At 68.5% G+C, this 23,020-nt stretch carries 19 protein-coding genes; 10 read left to right on the top strand and 9 right to left on the bottom strand.

The annotated features are described in order from the left end of the window. Positions 1-102: 102 nt before the first annotated feature. Positions 103-693 (bottom strand): lipocalin family protein, encoded by a 591-nt coding sequence (locus AC0LPE_RS00450; RefSeq protein ID WP_160876584.1) that lies wholly within the window; start codon positions 691-693, stop codon positions 103-105. A gap of 31 nt (positions 694-724) precedes the next feature. Beyond that, positions 725-1,396, bottom strand: a complete 672-nt coding sequence (locus tag AC0LPE_RS00445; protein ID WP_272266346.1) for a fasciclin domain-containing protein — start codon at positions 1,394-1,396, stop codon at positions 725-727. Between the two features lie 172 nt (positions 1,397-1,568). Between AC0LPE_RS00445 and AC0LPE_RS00440 the strand changes: the two genes are divergently transcribed. The 4 genes from AC0LPE_RS00440 to AC0LPE_RS00425 all read left to right on the top strand — a co-directional run bounded on the left by AC0LPE_RS00440 (position 1,569) and on the right by AC0LPE_RS00425 (position 4,278). Next, the gene (locus AC0LPE_RS00440) at positions 1,569-2,204 is read left to right on the top strand and encodes an alpha/beta hydrolase family protein (RefSeq protein ID WP_490605412.1); all 636 of its coding nucleotides are present in this window, start codon (positions 1,569-1,571) and stop codon (positions 2,202-2,204) included. After that, positions 2,194-2,817: a DUF1365 family protein gene (locus AC0LPE_RS00435; protein ID WP_272266342.1), complete on the top strand. Its 624-nt coding sequence runs from the start codon at positions 2,194-2,196 to the stop codon at positions 2,815-2,817. Before AC0LPE_RS00440 ends, AC0LPE_RS00435 begins: the two co-directional genes overlap by 11 nt. A gap of 77 nt (positions 2,818-2,894) precedes the next feature. After that, positions 2,895-3,467 (top strand): sigma-70 family RNA polymerase sigma factor, encoded by a 573-nt coding sequence (locus AC0LPE_RS00430; RefSeq protein WP_272266340.1) that lies wholly within the window; start codon positions 2,895-2,897, stop codon positions 3,465-3,467. Further along, a complete protein-coding gene (locus AC0LPE_RS00425; RefSeq protein ID WP_443208865.1) occupies positions 3,460-4,278 on the top strand; it encodes an anti-sigma factor in 819 nt (272 codons plus the stop codon). Before AC0LPE_RS00430 ends, AC0LPE_RS00425 begins: the two co-directional genes overlap by 8 nt. 22 nt (positions 4,279-4,300) lie before the next feature. Here the strand turns inward: AC0LPE_RS00425 and AC0LPE_RS00420 are convergent, their stop codons facing one another. Both AC0LPE_RS00420 and AC0LPE_RS00415 read right to left on the bottom strand, forming a co-directional pair. After that, positions 4,301-5,077 carry a putative protein N(5)-glutamine methyltransferase gene (locus AC0LPE_RS00420; RefSeq protein WP_490605411.1) on the bottom strand — a complete coding sequence of 259 codons (777 nt, stop codon included), beginning with the start codon at positions 5,075-5,077 and terminating at the stop codon, positions 4,301-4,303. Positions 5,078-5,137: 60 nt separating this feature from the next. Then, positions 5,138-5,638 carry a MarR family winged helix-turn-helix transcriptional regulator gene (locus AC0LPE_RS00415; protein WP_490605410.1) on the bottom strand — a complete coding sequence of 167 codons (501 nt, stop codon included), beginning with the start codon at positions 5,636-5,638 and terminating at the stop codon, positions 5,138-5,140. A gap of 46 nt (positions 5,639-5,684) precedes the next feature. On the opposite strand from AC0LPE_RS00415, the gene AC0LPE_RS00410 reads away from it, so the two are divergent. The 3 genes from AC0LPE_RS00410 to AC0LPE_RS00400 all read left to right on the top strand — a co-directional run bounded on the left by AC0LPE_RS00410 (position 5,685) and on the right by AC0LPE_RS00400 (position 11,880). Continuing rightward, entirely contained in the window at positions 5,685-7,799 is a 2,115-nt protein-coding gene (locus AC0LPE_RS00410; protein ID WP_490605409.1) for an MMPL family transporter, read from the top strand. Between the two features lie 104 nt (positions 7,800-7,903). Further along, positions 7,904-11,236: a bifunctional lysylphosphatidylglycerol synthetase/lysine--tRNA ligase LysX gene (lysX, locus tag AC0LPE_RS00405; protein WP_490605408.1), complete on the top strand. Its 3,333-nt coding sequence runs from the start codon at positions 7,904-7,906 to the stop codon at positions 11,234-11,236. A 44-nt stretch (positions 11,237-11,280) separates the two neighbouring features. Beyond that, positions 11,281-11,880, top strand: coding sequence for a histidine phosphatase family protein (locus AC0LPE_RS00400; protein WP_160876572.1), 600 nt, complete (start codon positions 11,281-11,283; stop codon positions 11,878-11,880). A gap of 54 nt (positions 11,881-11,934) precedes the next feature. On the opposite strand, the gene AC0LPE_RS00395 is transcribed toward AC0LPE_RS00400, so the two are convergent. Continuing rightward, complete coding sequence (locus AC0LPE_RS00395; RefSeq protein WP_088896867.1) at positions 11,935-12,417, bottom strand: nuclear transport factor 2 family protein; 483 nt, start codon at positions 12,415-12,417, stop codon at positions 11,935-11,937. 168 nt (positions 12,418-12,585) lie between these two features. Between AC0LPE_RS00395 and AC0LPE_RS00390 the strand changes: the two genes are divergently transcribed. Both AC0LPE_RS00390 and AC0LPE_RS00385 read left to right on the top strand, forming a co-directional pair. Then, positions 12,586-13,227 carry an MSMEG_1061 family FMN-dependent PPOX-type flavoprotein gene (locus AC0LPE_RS00390; protein ID WP_088896868.1) on the top strand — a complete coding sequence of 214 codons (642 nt, stop codon included), beginning with the start codon at positions 12,586-12,588 and terminating at the stop codon, positions 13,225-13,227. A 36-nt stretch (positions 13,228-13,263) separates the two neighbouring features. Further along, positions 13,264-14,175: an SDR family NAD(P)-dependent oxidoreductase gene (locus AC0LPE_RS00385; RefSeq protein ID WP_490605407.1), complete on the top strand. Its 912-nt coding sequence runs from the start codon at positions 13,264-13,266 to the stop codon at positions 14,173-14,175. A 3-nt stretch (positions 14,176-14,178) separates the two neighbouring features. Here AC0LPE_RS00385 and AC0LPE_RS00380 read toward each other — a convergent pair whose 3' ends face one another. Both AC0LPE_RS00380 and AC0LPE_RS00375 read right to left on the bottom strand, forming a co-directional pair. Beyond that, positions 14,179-15,084, bottom strand: a complete 906-nt coding sequence (locus AC0LPE_RS00380; RefSeq protein WP_490605406.1) for a cutinase family protein — start codon at positions 15,082-15,084, stop codon at positions 14,179-14,181. 137 nt (positions 15,085-15,221) lie between these two features. Continuing rightward, the gene (locus tag AC0LPE_RS00375) at positions 15,222-15,992 is read right to left on the bottom strand and encodes a YncE family protein (RefSeq protein WP_253249958.1); all 771 of its coding nucleotides are present in this window, start codon (positions 15,990-15,992) and stop codon (positions 15,222-15,224) included. Positions 15,993-16,130: 138 nt separating this feature from the next. Between AC0LPE_RS00375 and AC0LPE_RS00370 the strand changes: the two genes are divergently transcribed. After that, complete coding sequence (locus AC0LPE_RS00370; protein WP_490606397.1) at positions 16,131-16,613, top strand: DoxX family protein; 483 nt, start codon at positions 16,131-16,133, stop codon at positions 16,611-16,613. A gap of 129 nt (positions 16,614-16,742) precedes the next feature. Here AC0LPE_RS00370 and AC0LPE_RS00365 read toward each other — a convergent pair whose 3' ends face one another. After that, entirely contained in the window at positions 16,743-18,194 is a 1,452-nt protein-coding gene (locus AC0LPE_RS00365) for a glutamate synthase subunit beta (RefSeq protein WP_490605405.1), read from the bottom strand. Beyond that, positions 18,187-22,782 (bottom strand): glutamate synthase large subunit, encoded by a 4,596-nt coding sequence (gene gltB / locus AC0LPE_RS00360; RefSeq protein WP_490605404.1) that lies wholly within the window; start codon positions 22,780-22,782, stop codon positions 18,187-18,189. The genes AC0LPE_RS00365 and gltB overlap by 8 nt, the downstream gene beginning before the upstream one ends. Positions 22,783-23,020: the final 238 nt, after the last annotated feature.

The following is a 23,020-nucleotide window of genomic DNA, read 5'->3' as shown; positions in this document are numbered from 1 at the left end:
TAGCGGATGGCGAATTCGTGAGCGGATAGTGCAGAGACAGCGAATCGGGGTGGTGTGCGGATCTTCCTCGGGATCCGCACACCACCCCGGTCGCCCCGAGAGTTACACGGTGCAGAGCGGTTTGATGTCCTGCAGTCCCTCGGTGGTGGGCGAGGTGAGCATCAGGCACGAGTTGTACCCGCTCGCCTCGACGACGTTCCGGATCTCGCGCCACGCGTCGTCACCGACGACGGGTGAACGCGACAGCACGAATCCGGAGATGCGCGTCGGGTCACCGACGAATGCCCACGAGTAATCGTCCGCGAGGTACGTGACGATGTAGTTGCTCGGTCCGTCGAGCGAATCCTGGAACGGCACCCCCGGGAACGACACGTGCAGTGCGGCAGTGTCGTTCACACGGGCGTTCCCGATGATCCCGCGACGATCACCGGTGAACGTGGTGCACGAGTTCTCCACGCGCACGTTACGTTCGTCGAGCAGCGTGTAGAACGCCGTCGTGTCGCGAGCGCAGTCGATGTTGTAGGGAGCCGGATTGGCGGCGAGCTGATACCACTGCCCCACATACCGGTTCACGTCGAGCTGGGGAACCGGGGTGAGCGGCGCTGCGGCGGCGGGCGTGGCGAACAGGAGCGCGCCTGCGGCGGCGCCGATCGCCGCCGCAAGCCCCCGAACGCCGTGTCGGGACCAACGCATGTCTTCTACCTTTCCGTCGACCGGGTGGTGATTACTGGGGCTGGAGGACACCGTCGATCAGGTACACGGTGGCGTTCTCGGTCTCGATGCCACCGCAGATGACGTTGGCGTCGTTGACGGTCCACATGTCACCCTCACCGGCGACCTCGACGGTGCCGCCCTGGACGGTGGTCTGTGTGCCGGCGATGTCGGCGGTGGTCAGCTCACCGGGAACCACGTGGTAGGTGAGAATGTCGGTGAGCAGAGCCGAATCCGTCTGCAGCGTCTGGACGGTCTCCGGCGGCAGGGCGGCGAACGCGTCGTCGACCGGCGCGAAGACGGTGAACTCGCCACCGTTGAGCGTCTCGACCAGGTTGACGTCGGGGTTGAGCTGGCCGGACAGGGCCTGCGTGAGAGTGGTCAGGATCGGCACATTTCCGGCGGCCTCGGCGACGGGCTGGTTCGCGAGTTCCTCGACGGACGACGGGCCGGTCGGGTTCGCGGCGACGTAGTCGGCGCAGCCCGGGCCGACGGGGCCGGAGGCCGGAGCAGCGGTTCCCGTTGCAGCAGTGGTGGTTTCCTCGACGATGGTCTCCTCGACGGTTTCCTCCATCGTGGTCTCGTTCGTGTCGCTTCCCGAATCGTCGGAACATGCAGCGACACCCAGGAGGGACATCGCACCGATTCCGACGGCGGCCAGGCTCTTGCGCGCAGTGATGTTCATGATCGTGGTTCCCTTCGTATGCCGTGACCGGAGAAGCGGCCACGTCGACCAGGTGTGTCACTGAGCATTCGATCCCCGGGGCGGTGCGGATGGGTCGGATCGAAAGAATTTTTTTCGGATCGGTATCCGGTGTTCGACCCATCCGTATCGCGGTCGGCTCCGAATGCAGGTCATGGACAATGTCGAGGATCTCCGACCGGCTCACGTACTCGTGCTGCCCGGTGGGCGTCCGGTCGGCACCACACCGCCGCGTGCGTGGCATCTGTCGCAGCTGCGCATGCGTCTGTTCACCGATGCCCTGCGCCTGCGGCTGAGCAGGTACGACATCGCGGTCGACCTCGTCGACTACCGGTACTGCGGGTGGAACGACGACCACATGAGCCCGGTCCGCGACGGTCTGCGAGCGATCGAATCGGTGACCCGGCGTCGTGGGGACGTCCGGCTCGGGTTGGTCGGGCACGCGATGGGTGCGCGGGCGATCGCGCATCTCGCGGCCCAGCACGGGGTCGAGTCGCTCGTCGCTCTGGCACCGTGGTGGCCGGCCGACGACGCCGACCTGATCCCGGCGGGCCGGCACCTGCTGGTCGCGCACGGTACGGAGGACACCCGGACCGACCCGCGGATGGCGCAGAGCCAGACGATGGCGGCGGGAGACCGGGGCGTGAACACGCGCTGGCGTCCCCTGCCCGGAGCCGGGCACTTCCTCCTCACCGACCCGCGCTGGTGGGCCGACACCACAGCCGATTTCCTCACGTGCACACTGTCGGGGAAACCGACCACGTGCCCCGGAGACGACCATGCATCCTGACCTTCCCCGCGCAGTCGCGATGATCGGCGACGACGTCGAGTTCCCGGGTGGCCGGGAGGCGGTCGTGCCGGCGATCTACCGGACCTTCGTCCGCCACGCGCAGGGCTCGGCCGAGCGCCCCTCGCTCGAGTACCGCGGCTTCAGCTGGGTCATGGACGTCGACGAGTCGACGCCCTCGCCCTGGTGGCTGCGCACGCTGATGCGATTCGAGCCGTGGGACCACTTCGTCGCGAGCGATTCCGACACCTTCCGCGGCCGGGTCGAGGACCAGCTCGTGGCCGACGGGATGCGGGTTCCGGGCGGGCGGATCACAGCGCTGCTGAACATCCGGCGCCTCGGTCTCGGATCGGATCCGCTGAACCTGTTCTGGTGCCACGATCCGAGCGACTCGCTCGCGTGCGTGGTCGCGGAGATCCATACGCGCCGGAACGGACGGCACTGCTACACGCTGCGCTCGGACGAGATCGACATCATCACCCGGGCCGGAGACATGTTCGCGGTCTCGGTCGCCCTGCGGCGGCCCGGCGTCCCGGTGTTCACCGCGACCGTCAGCGGCGAACGACTGCCGGTCGATCTCGCGACGGTCCTGCGTGCTCGGATGTGGATGGGGTGACGCTCGTGGTCGACACGGTTGCCTTGAGTGGAGGGAATGTCCCGGCTAGGCTTTCCCCCGATGAGCGGACTGAGCCGATGACCGGCGTCGGAGGCCACACCGATACCCTCGGCGAACTGCTCGGGCGGGTGGCCCGGCAAGACCCCACGGCGTTCGCCGAACTGTACGACGCGACGCGTTCCCGAGTCTTCGGCATGGTGCTCCGGGTCCTGCGGGATCCCGGCTACAGCGAGGAGACCACCCAGGAGGTCTACCTCCAGGTGTGGAGGTCGGCCGACAAGTACGACCCGCGCCAGGGTTCCGCTCTGTCGTGGATCATCACGCTCGCCCATCGGCGCGCCGTCGACCGGGTCCGCAGCGAGCAGTCCGGAGCCGACCGCGAGTCGCACTACGGTTCGACGAACGTCGACGCGGCCTTCGACTCGGTCAGCGAGGAGGTCGCGCAGCGCGACGACCGCCGCCGGGTGAACGAGTGTCTGGGTTCTCTCACCGAACTGCAGCGACGCTCGGTCGAGCTCGCCTACTACAGAGGCTTTACATACACCGAAGTGGCAGAAGAACTTTCGTCCCCGTTGCCGACGGTCAAGTCGCGCATCCGGGACGGCCTGAAACGACTGAAGAATTGTCTGGGGGTGACTGTGGATGGCTGACGAGGCGAACGATTCCTCGCGCGACCTGCTCGACATGGCACCCGTCTTCGCATTGGATGCCGTCACACCCGACGAGCGTCGGAAGATCGCCGAGCGGCTCGCGGAAGCAGACCCGGAGGTGTCCGAACGGTTCGACGCCGAGGTCCGCGAGGTCCACGAGACCCTCGCAGCGATGTCGGCCGGTACCGCGACCGAGCCGCCGCCCGAACTCCGGGTGCGACTGCTCGATCTGGTCCACGCCGAACTCACCGCGGAGACGCCCGCCGAGAAGACGCACACGGAAGAAGCCGGTGAGCCGGAGACGACCGAGGCACCTCGGGTGGAGGACGATCACCTGCCCGCACCCGTCTCCCTCGACGAGCGCCGGCAGGCCCGGCGGCGGAACTTCCTGCTCGCCGCGGCAGCGGCCGTAATCGTCGCGATCGGCGGCGTCGTGGTGGCCGGTCAGTGGCAGACCACGTCCGAGCCGGGCACGAGCGAGCGGGTCTTCGCCGCCGAGGACGTACGGACCTCGTCGGGCGAGCTCGACGGTGGCGGCACCGCGACCGTGGTGTTCTCCAAGGAGGAGGACGCGGGCGTGCTGGTGATGAACAACGTCGCCCCGCCGGCCGAGGGCAGCGTCTACCAGATGTGGCTGGTCGGTCCCGAGGGCATGGAGCCTGCGGGCACGATGACGCCCGACGACGTCGCGCCGTCGACGACCGCGGTGCTCGAGGACATCTCGGGTGCCACCGCGCTCGCCTTCAGCGTCGAGCCGACGGGCGGGTCGACCCAGCCGACCGCGATCTTCGCCCAACTGCCGCTCGACTGACATGTTCGCGGCAGCGAGCACGTCATCGGCGGGTGCCGATGACGACCGTCGCGTCGGCCTCCTCGGAACCCCGCGTGTCGGCGTCGAGTCCGGCCCGGGTCATGAGGTCGCGCACGACGGGCGCCTGCGATGCGGCCGACTCGACGAGCAGCGATCCACCGTCGGTGAGCCACCGGCCCGCATCGGCGACGAGCCGGCGATGGACGTCCAGTCCGTCGGGTCCGCCGTCCAGTGCGTGTCGCGGTTCGCTGCAGCGCGCCTCTCGCGGCATCGACCCGATCGACCCCGACGGCACATAGGGCGCGTTGGCAACGAGCACGTCGACGCGACCGCGCAGCGTGCCCGGCAGGGCGTCGAACAGATCGCCGTCGAACACCCGATGGGGCGGCAGGTTCAGGCGGGCACACGCGGTGGCGACGGGATCGATGTCGGCCGCGTAGACCTCGCAGTCCTCGACGGCGGTGGCGAGCGCGGCACCGACGGCACCGCACCCGCAACACATGTCGACGATCACGGCACCGGGCCGCGCGAGTTCGATCGCGCAGTCCACCAGATACTCGGTGCGTCGGCGAGGGACGAACACCCCCTCTCCCACCGCGATGCGCCTGCCGTGGAAGAAGACCTGCCCCAGTACGTGTTCGAGGGGTTCACCGCCGACCCGCCGCGCGATGAGCCGCTCCAGATCCGAGGGTGTGGGAGCGGCTTCGACGAGCAGCTGCGCCTCCTCCTCGGCGAACACGCACCCGGCTGCTCGCAGTGCGGAGACGACGTCGGCGTGGGTCCGGGGGGCGGAGACCATGCGGCACCCTACCGCGCGCGCTCCGGACGGATCTTCTCGTTTTCCGGAGAGGCTGGCAGCTCACATCCCGCCGAGGGGTGGACTCTCCCGATCGTGGGTACTCCCGGGGCTGTCACGAGGAGTGCTGTGCGAACGAACGATTTCGAGCAGGAGCCGGCGCAGGGTAGCCGGGTCCGACACCGCGACCGGCGAATCACCGCCGGGCTCGTCGTCGCGTTCGAGTTCGATCACGCGCCGGTAGGCGTCCACGCCCGACGGCGTGATCTCCACCCGCATCCTCCGTTCGTCCTCCGGATCGACCGCGCGCGTGACGAAACCGCCGCGGACGAGATGGTCGACGGTCCGGCTCATGGTCTGGTCGGTCACCCGGCATGCGCGCGCCATCTCCCGTTGCGACAGCGGGGCGTGGGCCACCGCGTGCAGTGCGATCACCCCCGCATGGGTGAGTCCTCGTCGTCGCAGCGACTGCTCCCAGACCTGCTCGACGAGCCGCGCCGCGGTGGACAGCAGACGTCCGGTGGGCCACTCGTCGAGGTCGTCTCCACCCCCATCGTTCAGCACGCTGAATAATCTAGTTCCGACACATTCGTTCACGCCAGGAGGAATCTTGAGCACTGCTACCGAGCCCCCACGCAGAACCAGCCGATGGCGGTGGCTCCTACCCGCCCTGTTGCTCATCGCGTGGCTCGTGGCCGCCGGTGGCGGCGGTCCGTTCGCAGGCAAGCTCAGCGAGGTCGCCTCCAACGACGCGAGCACCTTCCTCCCGGCATCCGCCGAATCCACCCGCGCCGACGAGCTGTACGCACAGTTCAACGAGAGCGAATTCATCCCCGCGATCGTCGTCGCCGAACGCGACGGCGGGATCACCGACGAGGACCTCGCCTTCCTGGCCACCGAATCCGCCGGACCGCCGCCGATCCCGTCGGAGGACGGTGACGCGGCGCAGATGATCGTGCCGCTCGACGCCTCCGGGGAGGTCCAGGAGGCCGTCGAGGAACTCCGGACTGCCCTCGAAGGCGCACCGGACGGCCTGACCGTCTACGTCACCGGCCCCGCCGGGCAGGCCGCCGACCTGTCGTCGGCCTTCGCCGGCATCGACGGACTGCTCCTGCTCGTCGCGGGCGGAGTCGTCCTCGTCATCCTCATCGTGGTCTACCGCAGCCCGATCCTGCCGTTCGTCGTCATCATCTCGGCGGTGTTCGCTCTCGCGCTGGCCAGCCTGATCGTCTATCTGCTCGCCGATGCCGGAGCCATCGCCCTCAACGGCCAGAGCCAGGGCATCATGTTCATCCTGGTCTTCGGCGCCGCCACCGACTACGCCCTGCTGCTGGTCTCCCGGTTCCGGGAAGAACTGCGCATCGAACAGAACAAGTACGCGGCGATGCGTGCCGCGCTGCGTGGTGCGATCGAACCGATCGCGGCATCGGCCGGCACGGTGATCCTCGGTGTGCTGTGCCTGCTGCTGTCGGACCTGAACTCCAACCGCGGCCTCGGCCCGGTGGCCGCCATCGGCATCGCGACGTCCTTCCTGGCGTCGCTCACCTTCCTGCCCGCCGCTCTCGTCCTGCTCGGTCGCGCCGCGTTCTGGCCCAGTCGGCCCCGCTTCGAGCCGGACACCGATCGCAGCGATCTACAGAGCTCCCACAAGTTCTGGGGCCGCGTCGCCGGCTTCGTCGGATCGAAGCCGCGCCCCATCTGGATCGTGTGCAGCCTCGTGCTCGTCGCGTTCGCACTGTTCGCCCCGCAGTTCAAGGCGAGCGGTGTGGCCTCGTCGGATCTGTTCCTCCTGCAGACCGATTCGAAGTCCGGCCAGGAAGTGCTCGGTGAACACTTCGACGCCGGCACCGGTTCGCCCAGCATCGTCGTCGCCCGCGAAGGCGCGCTCGAGGGTGTCGTCAGCGCCACCGAGAGCGTCGAGGGCGTGACGACCGTCCAGCCCGTCCCCGGCCCCGACGGCGCACCGCGTGTGGTCGACGGACTCGTCGCGGTGCAGGCGACCCTGTCGGATCCCGCCGACTCCCTCGCCGCCGAGCAGACCGTCGAGCGCATCCGCGAGGCGGTGGGCTCCGTGCCCGACGCGGAGGCACTCGTCGGCGGACCCACGGCCGTCGACCTCGACACGAAGGACACCGCGACCCGCGACCGCACCGTCATCATCCCGGTGGTCACGATCGTGGTCCTGCTGGTGCTCATCGCACTGCTGCGGGCGATCGTCGCGCCGATCCTGCTGATGCTCACCGTGATCGTCTCGTTCGCGGCGACCCTCGGCGTCTCCTCGCTCGTGTTCAACCACCTGTTCGACTTCCCCGGTGCCGACCCGGTGGTGCCGCTGTTCGGCTTCGTCTTCCTCGTGGCGCTGGGCATCGACTACAACATCTTCCTCATGACCCGCGTCCGGGAGGAGACGAAGAGAGTCGGCACCCGCGACGGAACGCTGCGGGCCCTGACCGTGACCGGCGGCGTCATCACCTCCGCAGGAATCGTTCTCGCTGCCACCTTCTCCGCGCTGGCCGTGATTCCGCTGCTGTTCCTGGCGCAGATCGCGTTCATCGTCGCCTTCGGTGTCCTGCTCGACGCACTGCTCGTGCGGTCGCTGGTGGTACCGGCCCTGACGATCGACATCGGGAAGAAGATCTGGTGGCCGAGCAAGCTGGCGCGGACCGAACCGTCCGAGCCCGATGCCACCGAGGACGTCGCGACTGCGGGAGCGCCGCGCTCCTGACAGGCTCATGAGCGGATGAGAACGGCCGCGGGACCGGGAATGTGACCCGGTCCCGCGGCCGTTCGTCCCACGGCTGCCGCGTTTGCCCGTTACCGTTCTATTCCATGTCTGCGGATTCCGCCGCTCCTGTCGAGCGCCCGCGTCCGGTGGAGGACGCCCGACCGCCCTCACGGCCGTCGCTGACCGACCGCATCGGTGGACGTCTGTCCGCCGTACCGCACATCCTCGGCCTGATCCTGGGCGTCTACGCGGTCGTGGTCGCGCTGTGGTCGCTCTCGCCCACCTTGCGCTACTGGATCCATGCCCCGCGCGAATATCTCGACGAGTACTACTTCGACGCTCCCGACACGAGCCTGTCGTTCGCTCTCGTGCTCGGCCTGCTCGCCGGTGCCGTCGCCGGCCGCAAGCGCATCGCGTGGTGGATCCTCACGATCTACCTCGGCGGATTCACCATCACCAATCTCGTGATGAGCATCGTCGAGCGCGACCCGAACCACCTCGTCGCGTTGGTCGTCCACCTGCTGATCGTCGCGCTCCTGCTGCTGTCCTATCCCGAGTTCTACACGCGCGTGCGTCGCGGAAACGTCTGGGCCGCACTCGGTGTGCTCGTGGGTGGCCTGGTCGTCGGGACGCTGATCGGCTGGGGTCTGGTGGAGCTGTTCCCCGGCACCCTGCCCCCTCCCGACCGGTTCCTGTGGGCGCTCAACCGCGTCACCGCACTGACGTTCATCGACAACGACCAATTCGGTGGCCGCCCGAACGGGCTGGTCAACACGGTCCTCGGTCTGCTCGGTGCGCTCGCCGTGCTCGCGGCCGTCGTGGTGCTGTTCCGCTCGCAGCGAGCGAGCAACGCGCTCACCGGCAGTGACGAATCCGCCATCCGCGGCCTGCTCGCCCACAGCGACGATTCGCTCGGCTACTTCGCGACGCGCCGCGACAAGGCCGTCGTGTTCGCCCCCAGCGGCAAGGCCGCGGTGACCTATCGCGTCGAACTCGGGGTGTGCCTCGCGAGCGGTGATCCGGTCGGCAACCCCGAGGCGTGGCCGCACGCCATCGACGAATGGCTCGACCTCGCCCGCGCCTACGGCTGGACCCCCGCGGTGATGGGGGCGAGCGAGGACGGCGCGACGGCCTACCACCGGGCGGGGCTGAACGCGCTGCAACTCGGCGACGAGGCAGTCCTGCTCACCCGCGACTTCAGTCTCGCCGGACGCGACATGCGACCGGTGCGGCAGGCCGTCAACCGCGCCCGCAAACACGGTGTGACCGCGCGGATCATGCGTCACCGCGAACTGTCGCCCATCGAACTGTCGGCAGCGATCCAGCGCGCCGAGGCCTGGCGCGACACCGAGAACGAGCGCGGTTTCTCGATGGCCCTCGGCCGGCTCGGTGACCCGCTCGACGGCGACTGTCTGCTCGTCGAAGCGGTCGCGGACGGCAAGGTCGTCGCGATGCTCTCGCTCGTGCCGTGGGGATCGGACGGGGTGTCGCTCGACCTCATGCGCCGCGACCCGCAGGCCCCCAACGGCGTCGTCGAACTCATGGTCTCCGAACTCGCCTCACGCGGCGCCGAATTCGACGTCGAGCGGATCTCGCTGAACTTCGCGGTCTTCCGGTCGGTCTTCGAGGAGGGCGCACGGATCGGAGCCGGTCCGATCCTGCGGTTGTGGCGGTCGATCCTGCTGTTCTTCTCACGGTGGTGGCAGCTCGAGGCGCTGTACCGGTCCAACGTCAAGTACCACCCCGAATGGGTACCCCGCTTCCTGTGTTTCCGCGACAACCGGCTCATCCCGCGCGTCGCGCTCGCGTCGGCGATCGCCGAGGGCTTCCTCACCCTCCCCACCTTCGGTCGCCGGAACACCCAGCAGCACACGGGAACACACTCGGCGTTCCCCGAGGATCAGGTGGTCGCGGCGGAACTGCACGACGACGGCAGCGCACCCGGCGCCGAACTCACCGACGGCACGCCGGCCGTCGCGCACGGACGTCGCCGCCCCGAGCAGGTCCAGGTGCGGATGAACACCCTGCAGCGGATCGTCGAGCACGGTGTCGATCCCTATCCGGTCGCGCATCCCCCGACCCACACGGCCGCCGAGACCCGGACCGCGAAGTCCGGCACCCCGGTGACCGTGGCGGGACGCCTACTGCGCATCCGCAACTTCGGCGGTGTGCTGTTCGCGGTGCTGCGCGACTGGTCGGGCGACATCCAGATCCTCGTCGACCGACAACGGGTTGCCGGACAACGCTTCCTGTTCGACCTGGGCGACCTCGTCGAGGTGTCCGGCGAGACGGGGCGCAGCCGCACCGGCGAGATCTCGGTGCTCGCCGATTCATGGCGCATCGACGGCAAGTGTCTGCACCCGCTGCCCGACAAATTTCACGGCCTCGTCGACCCGGAAGCCCGCGTGCGGCAACGCTATCTGCATCTCGCGATCGACCGCGGCGCACGCGACCACCTCGCGGCGCGCAGCGCGGTGGTGCGGTCGCTGCGCGACGAACTGCAGGCCCGCGGCTATCTCGAGGTGGAGACCCCGATCCTGCAGTCGGTGCACGGCGGCGCGAACGCCGCACCGTTCATCACGCACATCAACGCCTACGACGCCGATCTGTACCTGCGGATCGCACCCGAGTTGTACCTGAAACGGTTGTGCGTCGCGGGCATGGCGAAGGTCTTCGAGATCGGCCGGGTGTTCCGCAACGAGGGTGCGGATTTCAAGCACAACCCGGAGTTCACGATCCTCGAGGCGTACGAGGCACACAGCGACTACGAGAAGATGCGGGTCGTCGCACGCGAGTTGATCCAGGCAGCAGCCCGCGCGGCACACGGACGCGAGATCATCCTGCGGCCCGGACCCGACGGCACCCCGGTCGAGATCGACATCTCCGGCGAGTGGCCCGTCAAGACCTTCCACGACGCGATCTCCGAGGCGCTCGGGACGTTCGTCGACGCGCAGACCCCCGTCGACGTCCTGCGGCGCCTGTGCGACGAACACGAGATCCCCTACAACCCGGCCTGGGACGCCGGCGCCACCGCGCAGGAGATGTACGAGCACCTCGTCGAATCGAAGACGGAGTTCCCCACCTTCTACACCGACTTCCCGACCTCGGTGTCGCCGCTGACCCGGCCGCACCCCCGCAAGCCGGGGGTCGCGGCGAAGTGGGACCTGGTGGCCTGGGGTGTCGAGCTGGGGACCGCCTACAGCGAGCTCACCGATCCCCTCGACCAGCGTGCCCGCCTCACCGAGCAGTCGCTGCTCGCCGCGGGCGGTGACGAGGAGGCGATGGAACTCGACGAGGAGTTCCTCGAAGCCCTCGAATACGCGATGCCTCCCACCGGCGGCCTCGGCATGGGTGTCGACCGGATCGTGATGCTCGTGCTCGGAGGCAGCATCCGCGAGTCGCTGGCGTTCCCGTTCACGAAGCCGCGACGCTCCTGACGGGTGGTTTCACGTGAAACCGCTCCACCTGGCATCGTGAGGTCGTGCAGCTACTCCTGATCCGCCACGCCGAGCCGAACAACGCCCGCGCCGAGACCGGGGTCGCCGACCCGCCGCTCACGGAGACCGGTCGTCTCCAGGCGTCGCGGTTGCCGGACGCACTGTCCCCGTACAACATCACCCGCCTGTTCTCGAGCCCGCAGTTGCGGGCCCTGCAGACGGCCGAGCCGGTCGCGGAACGACGCGGGCTCGACGTGGAGAAGATGGAGGACATCGCCGAGTACGACTACGGCCACGACCACTACTTCACGATCGACGCCGCGAAGGACGTCGCACCGGCCGCCTACAAGCGCATCCTGGCAGGTCACCTGCCCGATTTCGTGGACGGGGACGCCTTCCGCACGCGGGTACTGCAAGGGATCGACCACGTGGTGGACACGTGCGACCACGCCGAGACCGTGGCGCTGTTCGTCCACGGCGGGGTCGTGAACATCGTGCTGCAGCACCTGCTCGAGCTGCCCCGGCCGTTGATGTTCCCCATCGAGTACGCGTCGGTGACGCGCATCCTCGTCTCACGCAGCGGCGCGCGCCGCGTCGCGTCGATCAACGAGACCGGGCACGTGCGCGACACCCTGCGCGTCTGAACCCCGGCAGCCGGCCGCGGGTGAGCCCCCAGCGCCCACCCGCGAGTCGTGGGTTCAGCGCCGTGCGCTCGCGAGGAGATCGCGGGCGGCGGTGCTGCCGTCGAGCAACCGCGACGTGCGGCGCACAATCTTCCAGCTGCCGTCGATCCGGGCGAGTTCGAAACGATTGGCGCTCACCCGCCACACCCGGAACGAATCCGAATCGGTGTTGCGGCGCAGCAGCAGGGAGTGACAGGTCGCGACGGCGGTGTCGCCGTCGACCCGGATGTGCACCGGGTCGAGCAGGTGACCACAGCCCTCCTCGATGTAGTCCTGGTGTGGCCGGGTGCGCACCATCTTCATGATGGCGTCGCGACCCTCCATCAGGCGGATGTCGACGTCGTAGATGGCGTCCTCGGCCCACAGTTCCCCCACCGCCTCGGCGTCACCGGCGTCGACGGCCGGGCCATAGGCCGTGAGGACCTCGTGGATCGCAGCCTTGTCCTCGAGGAGCTGCACGCGTTCGAGGAGGGAGGCCAGCAGGGCGGAGTCGGTCATCTCGATCCTTCCGGACGGGGGCGTCGCCACTCGTTCTACCGGGATCCGGAGCCCTGCCTCCCGGGCCGTCCCGGTGACCGGAAGCGCGGCCCTGACCAGGGGACGACCCAGGCGCCGACGTGATCTTCCCGCGCAGGATTGGTACGGTCACCGCCGGAGGTGCACCGGATGGATGCGGACAGGATCGACGAGCTCGTACAGGGCGGGATACGGACACAGGGCGAGCTCGAGGCCGTCCTGGGCATTCCGCACCCGGCGATCGTCGACAAGGCACGACCACACCTGACCCCGCTCATCAGGCATTTCTTGTCGCTGGCGCGGTTCTTCACGATCGCCACCGCCGACGCCGTCGGCAACTGCGACTGCTCGCCGCGTGGCGACATCGAGTCGGCGGTGCTCGTCCTCGACGACCACACGATCGCGCTGCCCGACCGGCCCGGCAACCGCCGCGCCGACTCGTACCGGAACATCCTCGAGAATCCTCACGTCGGGCTGCTGTTCTTCGTCCCCGGCGACGAGGAGGTGCTGCGGATCAACGGCCGCGCCACCCTGTCGACCGACCCCGACCTGCTCGAGAAGCTGTCGCTGCAGAACAAGCCGGCGCAGCTCGCTGTGATCGTGCAGATCGACGAGGTCTTCCTGCACTGCGCGCGGGCGTTGCTGCGCGCCAAACTGTGGGATCCGTCGACCTATCCCGACCGCGCGGCGGTCCCGTCGATGCGCGACATGCACGCCGAACTCCACTCGATCGAGATCCCGGCCGACGCCGAGCCGGGCAAGCGCGAGCTCTACCGCGAGTTCCTGTACTGACCGGACCACACGCGGCGAGTGCGTCACGATGGTGGGGTGCCCTCTCGGATCGCTCAGATACGCCGCTGGCGCGCCGGCGCTGCACTACGCAGCCGTCTGCGCGACCTGACCGGCGCCCTCGTCGTCGTCACCGGCGGCGGTAGCGGGATCGGCCGGGCGTCGGCGGTCGCCTTCGCCGCCGAAGGCGCCATCGTCGTCGTCGCGGACAAGGATCTCGACAGCGCCCGCGAGACGGTGGCGCTCGTGAACGTTCCGGCTCCCGGCGCCGGAGGTTCCGAGGCCGTCTTCGGCGGCGCCGCTCACGCCTACGAACTCGACGTCTCCGACGAACAGCAGGTCCGGGAGTTCGCGCAGACCGTCCGCGAGCGGCACGGTGTCGCCGACGTGCTCGTCAACAATGCGGGCATCGGGGTCATCGGTGCCTTCGCCGACACCCCGCAGAGCGTCTTCGAGAACGTGATGGACGTGAACTTCTGGGGAGTGGTCTACGGCTGCCGCGCCTTCACCGAGCAGATGATCGAGGCCGGCACGGGCGGGCAGATCGTCAACGTCTCGTCGGCGGCGGCGTACATGCCGCAACGCAATCTCGCCGCCTACACGACGAGCAAGGCCGGGGTGTTCATGCTGTCGGAGTGCCTGCGCGCCGAACTGCTCGAACACGGGATCGGCGTGACGGTGGTGTGTCCCGATCTGGTGGACACCAACCTCACCCGGGCGACGGAGTACGTCGCGCCGAACAAGGAACTTCGAGCGGCGCGACGTACCCGCACCCTCGCGATGTACCGGCGCCTGCACATCGCGCCGGAGAAGGTGGCCAGGGAGATCGTCGCGGCGGTCCGTCACAACAAGCCTGTGGTGACGGTCGCTCCGGGCGCGAAGGTCCGCAAGTGGCTGATGCGTTTCGCGCCCCGTGTCATGCGTGTGGGCGCACGATTCGACATCGATTGATGGTCAGGCCTTCGAGGAGATCCAGTCGTGCAGCCACCGCGTGGCCGTCGTTCCGCGACCGTCGACCACGTAGTTCGAGTAGTCCTGGTGGATCTGCGACTCGTAGAAGGTGCGGATCTTCTGCTCGCGCAGCTCGTTCGCCTCGGGCGTGAGCTGCAGCTGCAGCATCGGGATGCCCCCGGCGGTCATGATGTCGTTGTAGAGCGCGGTCGCCTCGTCGCGGTAGTTCTCGAGCTGCTCGAACGGGCTGCCCGCCGAGATGGCGAGGAAGCCGGCCAGTCGCGTGACGAAGTCCTCCGGCGGCGTCGAGCAATAGAGGTCGCCCACCGCGCAGATGGTGCGCACGTTGGGCGTTACGAATCCGAAGCCTCCCGCGCGGGCACCTCCCGCACCGGTGCCGGCGACGGGCGGACCGACGAACGGGTCGAGTTCGGAGCGCCGCGGATCGGACAGCAGCCCCACCGCGACGAGGCGGTGCGGACCGATCACTCCCAGCCCGGTGCCGATCTCGGCAGCGAGATCGCCTGCGGCATCGGCACCCTGGCTGTAACCGACGAGGGCGAAGTTCGTGAGGGGGCACCGCTCGGCGGTGGCCGCGATGATGCCGCGCGCGTTGTCGACGGCGCGGTTGCGGGAGGCCGCGTACACGTCGCCCTCCCACGGGAAGGCGGTGGCGGGATACGCGACGTAGTCGACACGCGCCCCGGCGGGAAGATTGGACGTGACCTGGGCGAGCATGCCGTTCCCGCGGCCGGGGTCGGGGGTGTTCGAGGTCTCCCACGTTCCGGGCACAGCGACCACGTTCAAGGTCGGACATCCGGGCGGATTCGCTTGCGCCGCAGGAATTGCGACGAATACTGCTGCACATGCCGCCACTGCGGCCACCGTTGCCGCCCACACTCTTCTCATAGCCATGTCCCCGCCCCGCTACTGTCCTGGTGCCGCGTCCCTCCCCGGCAGTATCGAGTAGAAGGATGACATATTCGTGAACCGGATGTGATACATCCGAGTCCGGAACGTTGTCGGGGAACGACGGGGCCGGCGGATCAGCCGCGGACGACGGTCACCTGTCCCCCGCCGATGTTCGTCACGAAGACGTTGCCCGTCCCGTAGTCGACCGCCGTTCCCGGAACCGGTCGCTCGACCGCGCTCCCTTCGGCGGTCGAGGCGGGTTCCGCGACGACGATGTCGGGCCCGAAGAGGTTTGTGACATAGATGTTTCCGCTGAACGGATCGGTGACGACCGCACCCGGGGGAGGCGGTGGCGGGGCCGGAAGCTCCGCCGGCGCGACGGCACGGTCGACGACCGTGACACCGCCCGTACCGACGTTCGTGACGAAGACGCCGTCGGTTCCCGCGTCGAGGATCAGCTCCGGCATCCCGGGGAGCGGAGCCTGGGCGGGCGCCGCAACGGGCTCGGGCGTGACCTCCGTCCGGTGCACCGTGACCGCACCGGTACCGACGTTGGTGACGGCGACGTTGCCGAGCCCGCCGTCGACCCGCATCTCCACGAGCGCGGTGGACACCTCGGTGCGTCCCGGGACACGTCCCTCGGGATGCGTGACCGTCACGGCGCCGGGACCCACGTTGGTGATGCACGCGTTGCCGACACCGCCCTGGAGTCCGAGCAGGCGGGGACCGTCGAATCCGAAAACCGGTGGGACGGGCTCGGCGCCGTCGACCGTCACGAGCCCACCACCGTTGCGGATGCACGCGTCCGCAGGATCCGCGGCCGCGGCGGGAGCCGCCGCGACGGCGGCCACGACGGCACCCGCACCCATCACGACCATCGCCAGTGCCCGTCTCGTAGCCGTCATGCGCAGAACCATAACGGGTGCGACGCCCGGCGACACGGAAATATCACAGCGCAGCGCGTCCGGCGGTTGCTGTTGAACCGCGGAACGATGACCAAGCACCCTGTATGTAAGGGTAGGCATGCTTTACTTCCGCACGTGATGAACTCAGTGCGCCACTGGCCGGACCGTTTCGGCGACCACGCCGTCGCCGCCTTCCGCATCGTCGTCGGTTTCCTGTTCTTGTGCCACGGCACCACGAGCCTGTGGGCGTGGCCGACGGAACCCTACGGCGGAGCCACCGCACAACTCGGCGCATGGCCCGGCTGGTGGGGCGCGATCATCCAGGTCGTGTGCGGCACCGCCCTGATCCTCGGTCTCGGTACCCGGCTCGCGGCCTTCCTCGGCTCCGGATCGATGGCGTACGCCTACTTCTGGGGCCATCAGGCCGACGGCGCACTGCCCATCCAGAACGACGGTGAATCCGCCGCGCTGTTCTGCTGGGCGATGTTCGTCCTGATCTTCGTCGGCTCCGGATCGTGGACCGTCGACCGCCTCCTCGCGCGGCGGCGCGAGGTGGCCACACCCGAACCGGCGCCGGCCACCGCATCCGACACCGATCCCGCGTCACTCGTCGACGCCTGACCTCACCCACGAACACCGCTGGGCCGCACACCTTCCGGTGTGCGGCCCAGCGGTCGTACCTCGTTCAGCGCTGCGACGCTGGAGCGCTCAACTCTCCGGCGCCACTCGGACGCCGATAGATTTCCGCGCTCAGCGCTGCGGCATCGTGGTGGTCGCGATCGGCGCCGGCAGTGCCGTCTCGCCCTCGAGGAAGCGATCCACCGCAGCGGCGCACGCGCGACCCTCGGCGATCGCCCAGACGATGAGCGACTGTCCGCGACCCATGTCGCCGGCGACGAAGACACCGTCGACGTTGGTGGCCCACTCCGACGAGCGGGCGACGTTGCCGCGCTGGTCGAAGTCGACACCGAGATCGGTGAGCAGACCGGGCTTCTCGGCACCGGTGAAGCCCATGGCGAGCAGCACCAGATCGGCCTCGAGTTCGAAGTCGCTGCCTTCGACCTTCTCGAAGCGACCGTCGACCATCTGTACCTCGTGTGCCTTGAGCGCGGTGACCTTGCCGTCCTTACCGACGAATTCCTCGGTGTTGACGGAGAAGACGCGCTCGCCGCCCTCCTCGTGCGCCGACGAGACGCGGTACATGAGGGGGTAGGTCGGCCACGGGGTGGACTCGGCGCGCTGCTCCGGCGGCCGCGGCATGATCTCGAACTGGTGGACGCTCGCCGCACCCTGACGGTGCGAGGTGCCCAGGCAGTCTGCGCCGGTGTCGCCACCGCCGATGATGACGACCTTCTTACCCTCGGCCGTGATGGTCGGGGCCGGCAGGTCGCCGAGCTGCACGCGGTTGGCGATCGGCAGGAATTCCATCGCCTGGTGGATGCCCTCGAGCTCGCGTCCGGGGATCTGCAGGTCTCGGGCGACGGTCGCGCCACCGGCGAGCACCACGGCGTCGAACTGCTCGCGCAGCTCGTCGGCGGTGATGTCGACACCCACGTTCACGCCCGGCTTGAAGACGGTGCCCTCGGCCTCCATCTGCGCGAGACGGCGGTCGATGAAGCGCTTCTCCATCTTGAACTCGGGGATGCCGTATCGGAGCAGACCACCGATGCGGTCGGCCCGCTCGAACACCGTCACGGAGTGACCGGCACGCGTGAGCTGCTGTGCCGCAGCGAGACCCGCGGGTCCGGAGCCGACGACCGCGACCTTGCGGCCGGTGAGCTTCGACGGCGGAACCGGCTTGACGCGGCCGTCGTCGAAGGCCTTCTCGACCAGCTCGACCTCGACCTGCTTGATGGTCACCGGGTCCTGGTTGATGCCGAGCACGCACGACGCCTCGCAGGGCGCCGGGCAGAGCCGGCCGGTGAACTCGGGGAAGTTGTTCGTGGCGTGGAGACGCTCGATCCCGTCCTCCCACTTGCCCTTGTAGGCGAGGTCGTTCCACTCGGGGATGAGATTCCCGAGCGGGCAACCGTTGTGGCAGAAGGGGATACCGCAATCCATGCAACGGCTGGCCTGGGTCTGGAGGGTGTCGAGCGGGAACGGCTCGTAGACCTCCTTCCAGTCGAGGAGTCGCAGCGGGACGGGCCGGCGGACCGGGGTCTCGCGGGAACCGTGCTTGAGGAAACCGGTGGGATCAGCCACGAGCAGCCTCCATGATCGCCTCGTCCACGTTCGCACCACGGATGGTGGCGTCCTTGATAGCCATGAGTACCTTCTTGTAATCGCGAGGCATGACCTTCGCGAAGTGGCTGACCTGTTGTGACCAGTCGGCCAGGATGCGGGCTGCGACCTCGGAGCCCGTTTCGTCACGATGCCGTTCGACGGCGCCCTTGAGCCACGCGAAGTCCTCGCCCTCGAGATCCTCGAGGTCGACGAGCTCGGTGTTCAGGTTGTTCTCGAAGTCCTTGTCCGGGTTGTACACGAACGCGACGCCACCGGACATGCCCGCACCGAAGTTGCGGCCGGTCTTGCCGAGGATGACGACCTTGCCACCCGTCATGTACTCGCAGCCGTGGTCGCCGACGCCTTCGACGACGGCCGTGGCTCCGGAGTTGCGGACCGCGAAGCGTTCACCCGCGATGCCGCGGATGAGGGCCTCGCCGCCGGTGGCACCGAACAGGATGACGTTGCCGGCGATGATGTTGTCCTCGGGTACGAAGCCCTCGGCCGCATTGTGCGGCGGGCGCACGATGATGCGACCACCCGACAGGCCCTTGCCGACGAAGTCGTTCGCGTCGCCATGGAGCCGCATCGTGATGCCGCGCGGGACGAACGCACCGAAGCTGTTGCCGGCCGAACCCGTGAAGGTGATGTCGATCGTGTTGTCCGGCAACCCTTCCGCACCGTACTTCTTGGTGAGCTCGTGGCCGAGCATCGTGCCGACGGTGCGGTTGACGTTGGTGATCGGGGTGTCGAACGAGACCGGCGTACCCGACTCGAGAGCGGGCTGCGCCTTCGCGATCAGCTCGTTGTCGAGTGCCTTGTCCAGGGCGTGGTACTGCTCCTTGGTGCAGTGCATGTCCTGCTCCCCGTAGATCGGGGAGGTGACCTTCTCGAGCAGCGGCGACAGGTCGAGCTTCGACGCGCGGTAGTGCTCGACGGCCTTGCGGGTGTCGAGGACGTCCACCTGGCCGATGGCCTCGTCGAGGCTGCGGAAACCGAGCTCGGCGAGGTACTCGCGCACCTCTTCGGCGATGTACAGCATGAAGTTCTCGACGAACTCCGGCTTGCCGGTGAACCGCTTGCGCAGCACCGGGTTCTGCGTCGCGACACCCACGGGGCAGGTGTCGAGGTGGCACACGCGCATCATGATGCAGCCCGAGACCACGAGCGGCGCGGTCGCGAAACCGTACTCCTCGGCGCCGAGGAGAGCGGCGACGACGACGTCGCGGCCGGTCTTCATCTGGCCGTCGACCTGCACGACGATGCGGTCGCGCAGACCGTTGAGCATGAGCGTCTGCTGGGTCTCGGCGAGACCGATCTCCCAGGGAGCACCCGCGTGCTTGAGGGAGGTCAGCGGCGACGCACCGGTGCCACCGTCGTGGCCCGAGATGAGCACGACGTCGGCGTGTGCCTTCGACACACCCGCGGCGACCGTGCCGACGCCGAGCTCGGAGACCAGCTTCACGTGGATGCGGGCCTTCGGGTTGGCGTTCTTGAGGTCGTGGATCAGCTGCGCGAGATCCTCGATCGAGTAGATGTCGTGGTGCGGCGGCGGCGAGATCAGGCCGACGCCCGGCGTCGAACCACGGACCTCGGCGACCCACGGGTACACCTTGTGCGGCGGCAGCTGGCCGCCCTCACCGGGCTTCGCGCCCTGCGCCATCTTGATCTGGATGTCGGTGCAGTTGCTCAGGTAGTGCGCGGTCACACCGAAGCGACCCGAGGCGACCTGCTTGATCGCCGAGCGCCGCCAGTCGCCGTTCTCGTCCGGGGTGAAACGGCTCGGGTGCTCGCCGCCCTCACCGGAGTTCGAGCGGCCACCGAGACGGTTCATCGCGATCGCGAGGGTCTCGTGCGCCTCGGCCGAGATGGAGCCGTAGCTCATCGCGCCGGTCGAGAAGCGCTTGACGATCTCGCTCGCCGGCTCGACCTCGTCGATCGGCACCGGCGGGCGCACGCCCTTCTTGAACTCGAACAGACCGCGCAGCGACGCGAGTCGCTCCGACTGGTCGTCGACGAGCTTCGTGTACTCCTTGAAGATCGAGTACTGGCCGGTGCGGGTCGCGTGCTGGAGCTTGAACACCGTGTCCGGGTTGAACAGGTGGTACTCGCCCTCGCGACGCCACTGGTACTCGCCGCCCACCTCGAGTTCGCGGTGCGCGCGCTCGGACTGGCGGTCGAGGAAGGCCGTGCGGTGACGGGCCGCGACGTCCGCGGCGATCTCGTCGAGACCGACGCCGCCGAGCTGCGACTGCAGACCGGTGAAGTACTCGTCGACGAGTTCCTGCGACAGGCCGATGACCTGGAACAGCTGCGCGCCGGTGTAGGAGGCGAGCGTGGAGATGCCCATCTTGGACATCACCTTGAGCACGCCCTTCGAGGCCGCCTTGATGTAGTTGGCGATGGCCTTGTCGAGGGTCATGCCCTCGGGCAGGTCGCCGTTCTGCAGCAGCTCGTCGATGCTCTCGAACGCCATGTACGGGTTGACCACGGCCGCACCGAAACCGCACAGGGCGGCGATGTGGTGGACCTCGCGGGCGTCGCCGGCCTCGACGAGCAGACCGACCTTGGTGCGGGTCTTCTCACGGACGAGGTGGTGGTGCACTGCGGAGGTGAGCAGCAGCGACGGGATCGGCGCCAGCTTCTCGTCGGACTCGCGGTCGGACAGCACGATCAGGCGTGCGCCCTTCTCGATGGCCTGCGAGACCTGCTCGCGGATCGAGGCGAGCGCGCGACGCAGACCCTCACCGCCCTCCGCGACCGGGTACAGGCCGCGGATGATGACGCTGTTGAAGCCGGGGAACTGCTTCTCGTCGTTGACGTGGATGAGCTTCTGCAGGTCGTCGTTGTCGATGACCGGCGCACCGATGAGGATCTGCCGGCACGACGCCTCGGTCGGGTTCAGCAGGTCGCCCTCGGGGCCGAGCATGCCGCCCATGCTGGTGACGATCTCCTCGCGGATCGCGTCGAGCGGCGGGTTGGTGACCTGGGCGAACAGCTGCGAGAAGAAGTCGAAGAGCTGACGCGGACGCGACGACAGCACGGCGATCGGCGTGTCGGTGCCCATCGAGCCGAGTGCCTCGGCACCGGAGGCCGCCATCGGCTTGACGAGGAGGTCGACCTCTTCGCGGGTGTAGCCGAAGACCTGCTGCCGCAGCACGACACGCTCGTGCGACATGTAGGTGTACTTGCTCTCCGGCAGGTCCTCGAGACGGGTGACGCCGTTGGCGACCCATTCCTCGTAGGGATGCTCGGCGGCGAGCTCGCGCTTGATCTCCTCGTCCTCGACGATGCGGCCCTTGGCCGTGTCGACGAGGAACATGCGGCCCGGCTGCAGGCGGCGCTTGCTGACGATCTTCTCGGTGGGGATGTCGAGCACACCCACCTCGGAGGCCATGACGACGAGGCCGTCGTCGGTGACCCAGGCACGCGAGGGGCGCAGGCCGTTGCGGTCGAGCACGGCGCCGATGACGGTGCCGTCGGTGAAGCACACCGAGGCCGGTCCGTCCCACGGCTCCATGAGGGCCGCGTGGTACTCGTAGAACGCGCGACGGGCCGGATCCATCGAGTCGTGGCGCTCCCACGCCTCGGGGATCATCATGAGCACGGCGTGCGGCAGGCTGCGGCCACCGAGGTGCAGCAGTTCGAGCACCTCGTCGAAACGCGCGGTGTCGGACGCGCCCGGCGTGCAGACCGGGAAGATCTTCTCGAGCTTGTCGCGACCGCCGAAGACCTCGGTGTCGATGAGTGCCTCACGGGCGCGCATCCAGTTGGCGTTGCCCGTGACGGTGTTGATCTCGCCGTTGTGCGCGACGCGACGGAAGGGATGCGCGAGCGGCCACGACGGGAACGTGTTGGTGGAGAACCGCGAGTGCACGAGGCCGAGGGCCGAGACGACGCGCTCGTCCTGCAGGTCGCGGTAGAAGCCCTTCATCTGGGGCGTGGTGAGCATGCCCTTGTAGACGAAGGTCGACGCCGACAGGCTGGGGAAGTAGACGGTCTCGCTGCCGGGACCGTCCTCGCCCGCGCCGTGGTGGCCGAGCTCGTGCTCGGTGCGCTTGCGCACGACGTACGCGCGGCGCTCGAGCTCGAGGCCGGTGAGCGCGCGGGCGCCGGAGGCGACGAAGATCTGCCGGAAGGTGGGCATGGCGTCCTTGGCCATGGAACCCAGCTCGGACTCGTCGATCGGCACCTCGCGCCAGCCGAGGACCTCGAGGCCCTCTTCGGCGACGATGCGGTCGACCTCGGCGGCCGCGGCGTCGGCCTTGGCGGTGTCCTTGGGCAGGAACGCGATACCGGTCGCGTATGCGCCTTCGGCGGGAAGATCGAAGTCGACGACCTCACGGAAGTAGGCGTCGGGGACCTGGATCAGGATGCCGGCGCCGTCGCCGGTGTTCTGTTCCGCTCCCGCTGCACCGCGGTGTTCGAGATTCACCAGGGCGGTGATCGCCTTCTCCACGATGTCGCGACTGCGACGACCGTGCATGTCGACGACGAACGCGACGCCACAGGAGTCGTGCTCGTTCGCCGGGTGGTAGAGCCCTCGAGGCCCGGGGAGATGAGTCATACCTAGCCTTCGTTGATGCGATAGCACCGACGACCAGCAGCGCTGATGGCCATCTACTGCCGTAGACGGGTATCGGCCGGGTGCCCGATACCTTCGACATCGCCAGTATCCGCTCATCCGCGACGGTGCGGGTGCCTTTTTCGGCAGCACGAGCGTGGACCCGGCGACCGGTGGGACGTCGTGGTCCCACCGTCTTCGAAATGAACGATATGCCAGGTGGCAGGGGGTAATGCAAGCA

The sequence above is a fragment of the Rhodococcus sp. S3 genome (assembly GCF_058211795.1).
Note: the sequence above shows the minus strand (reverse complement) of the source record. Positions and strands in the feature narration are given on the sequence as shown.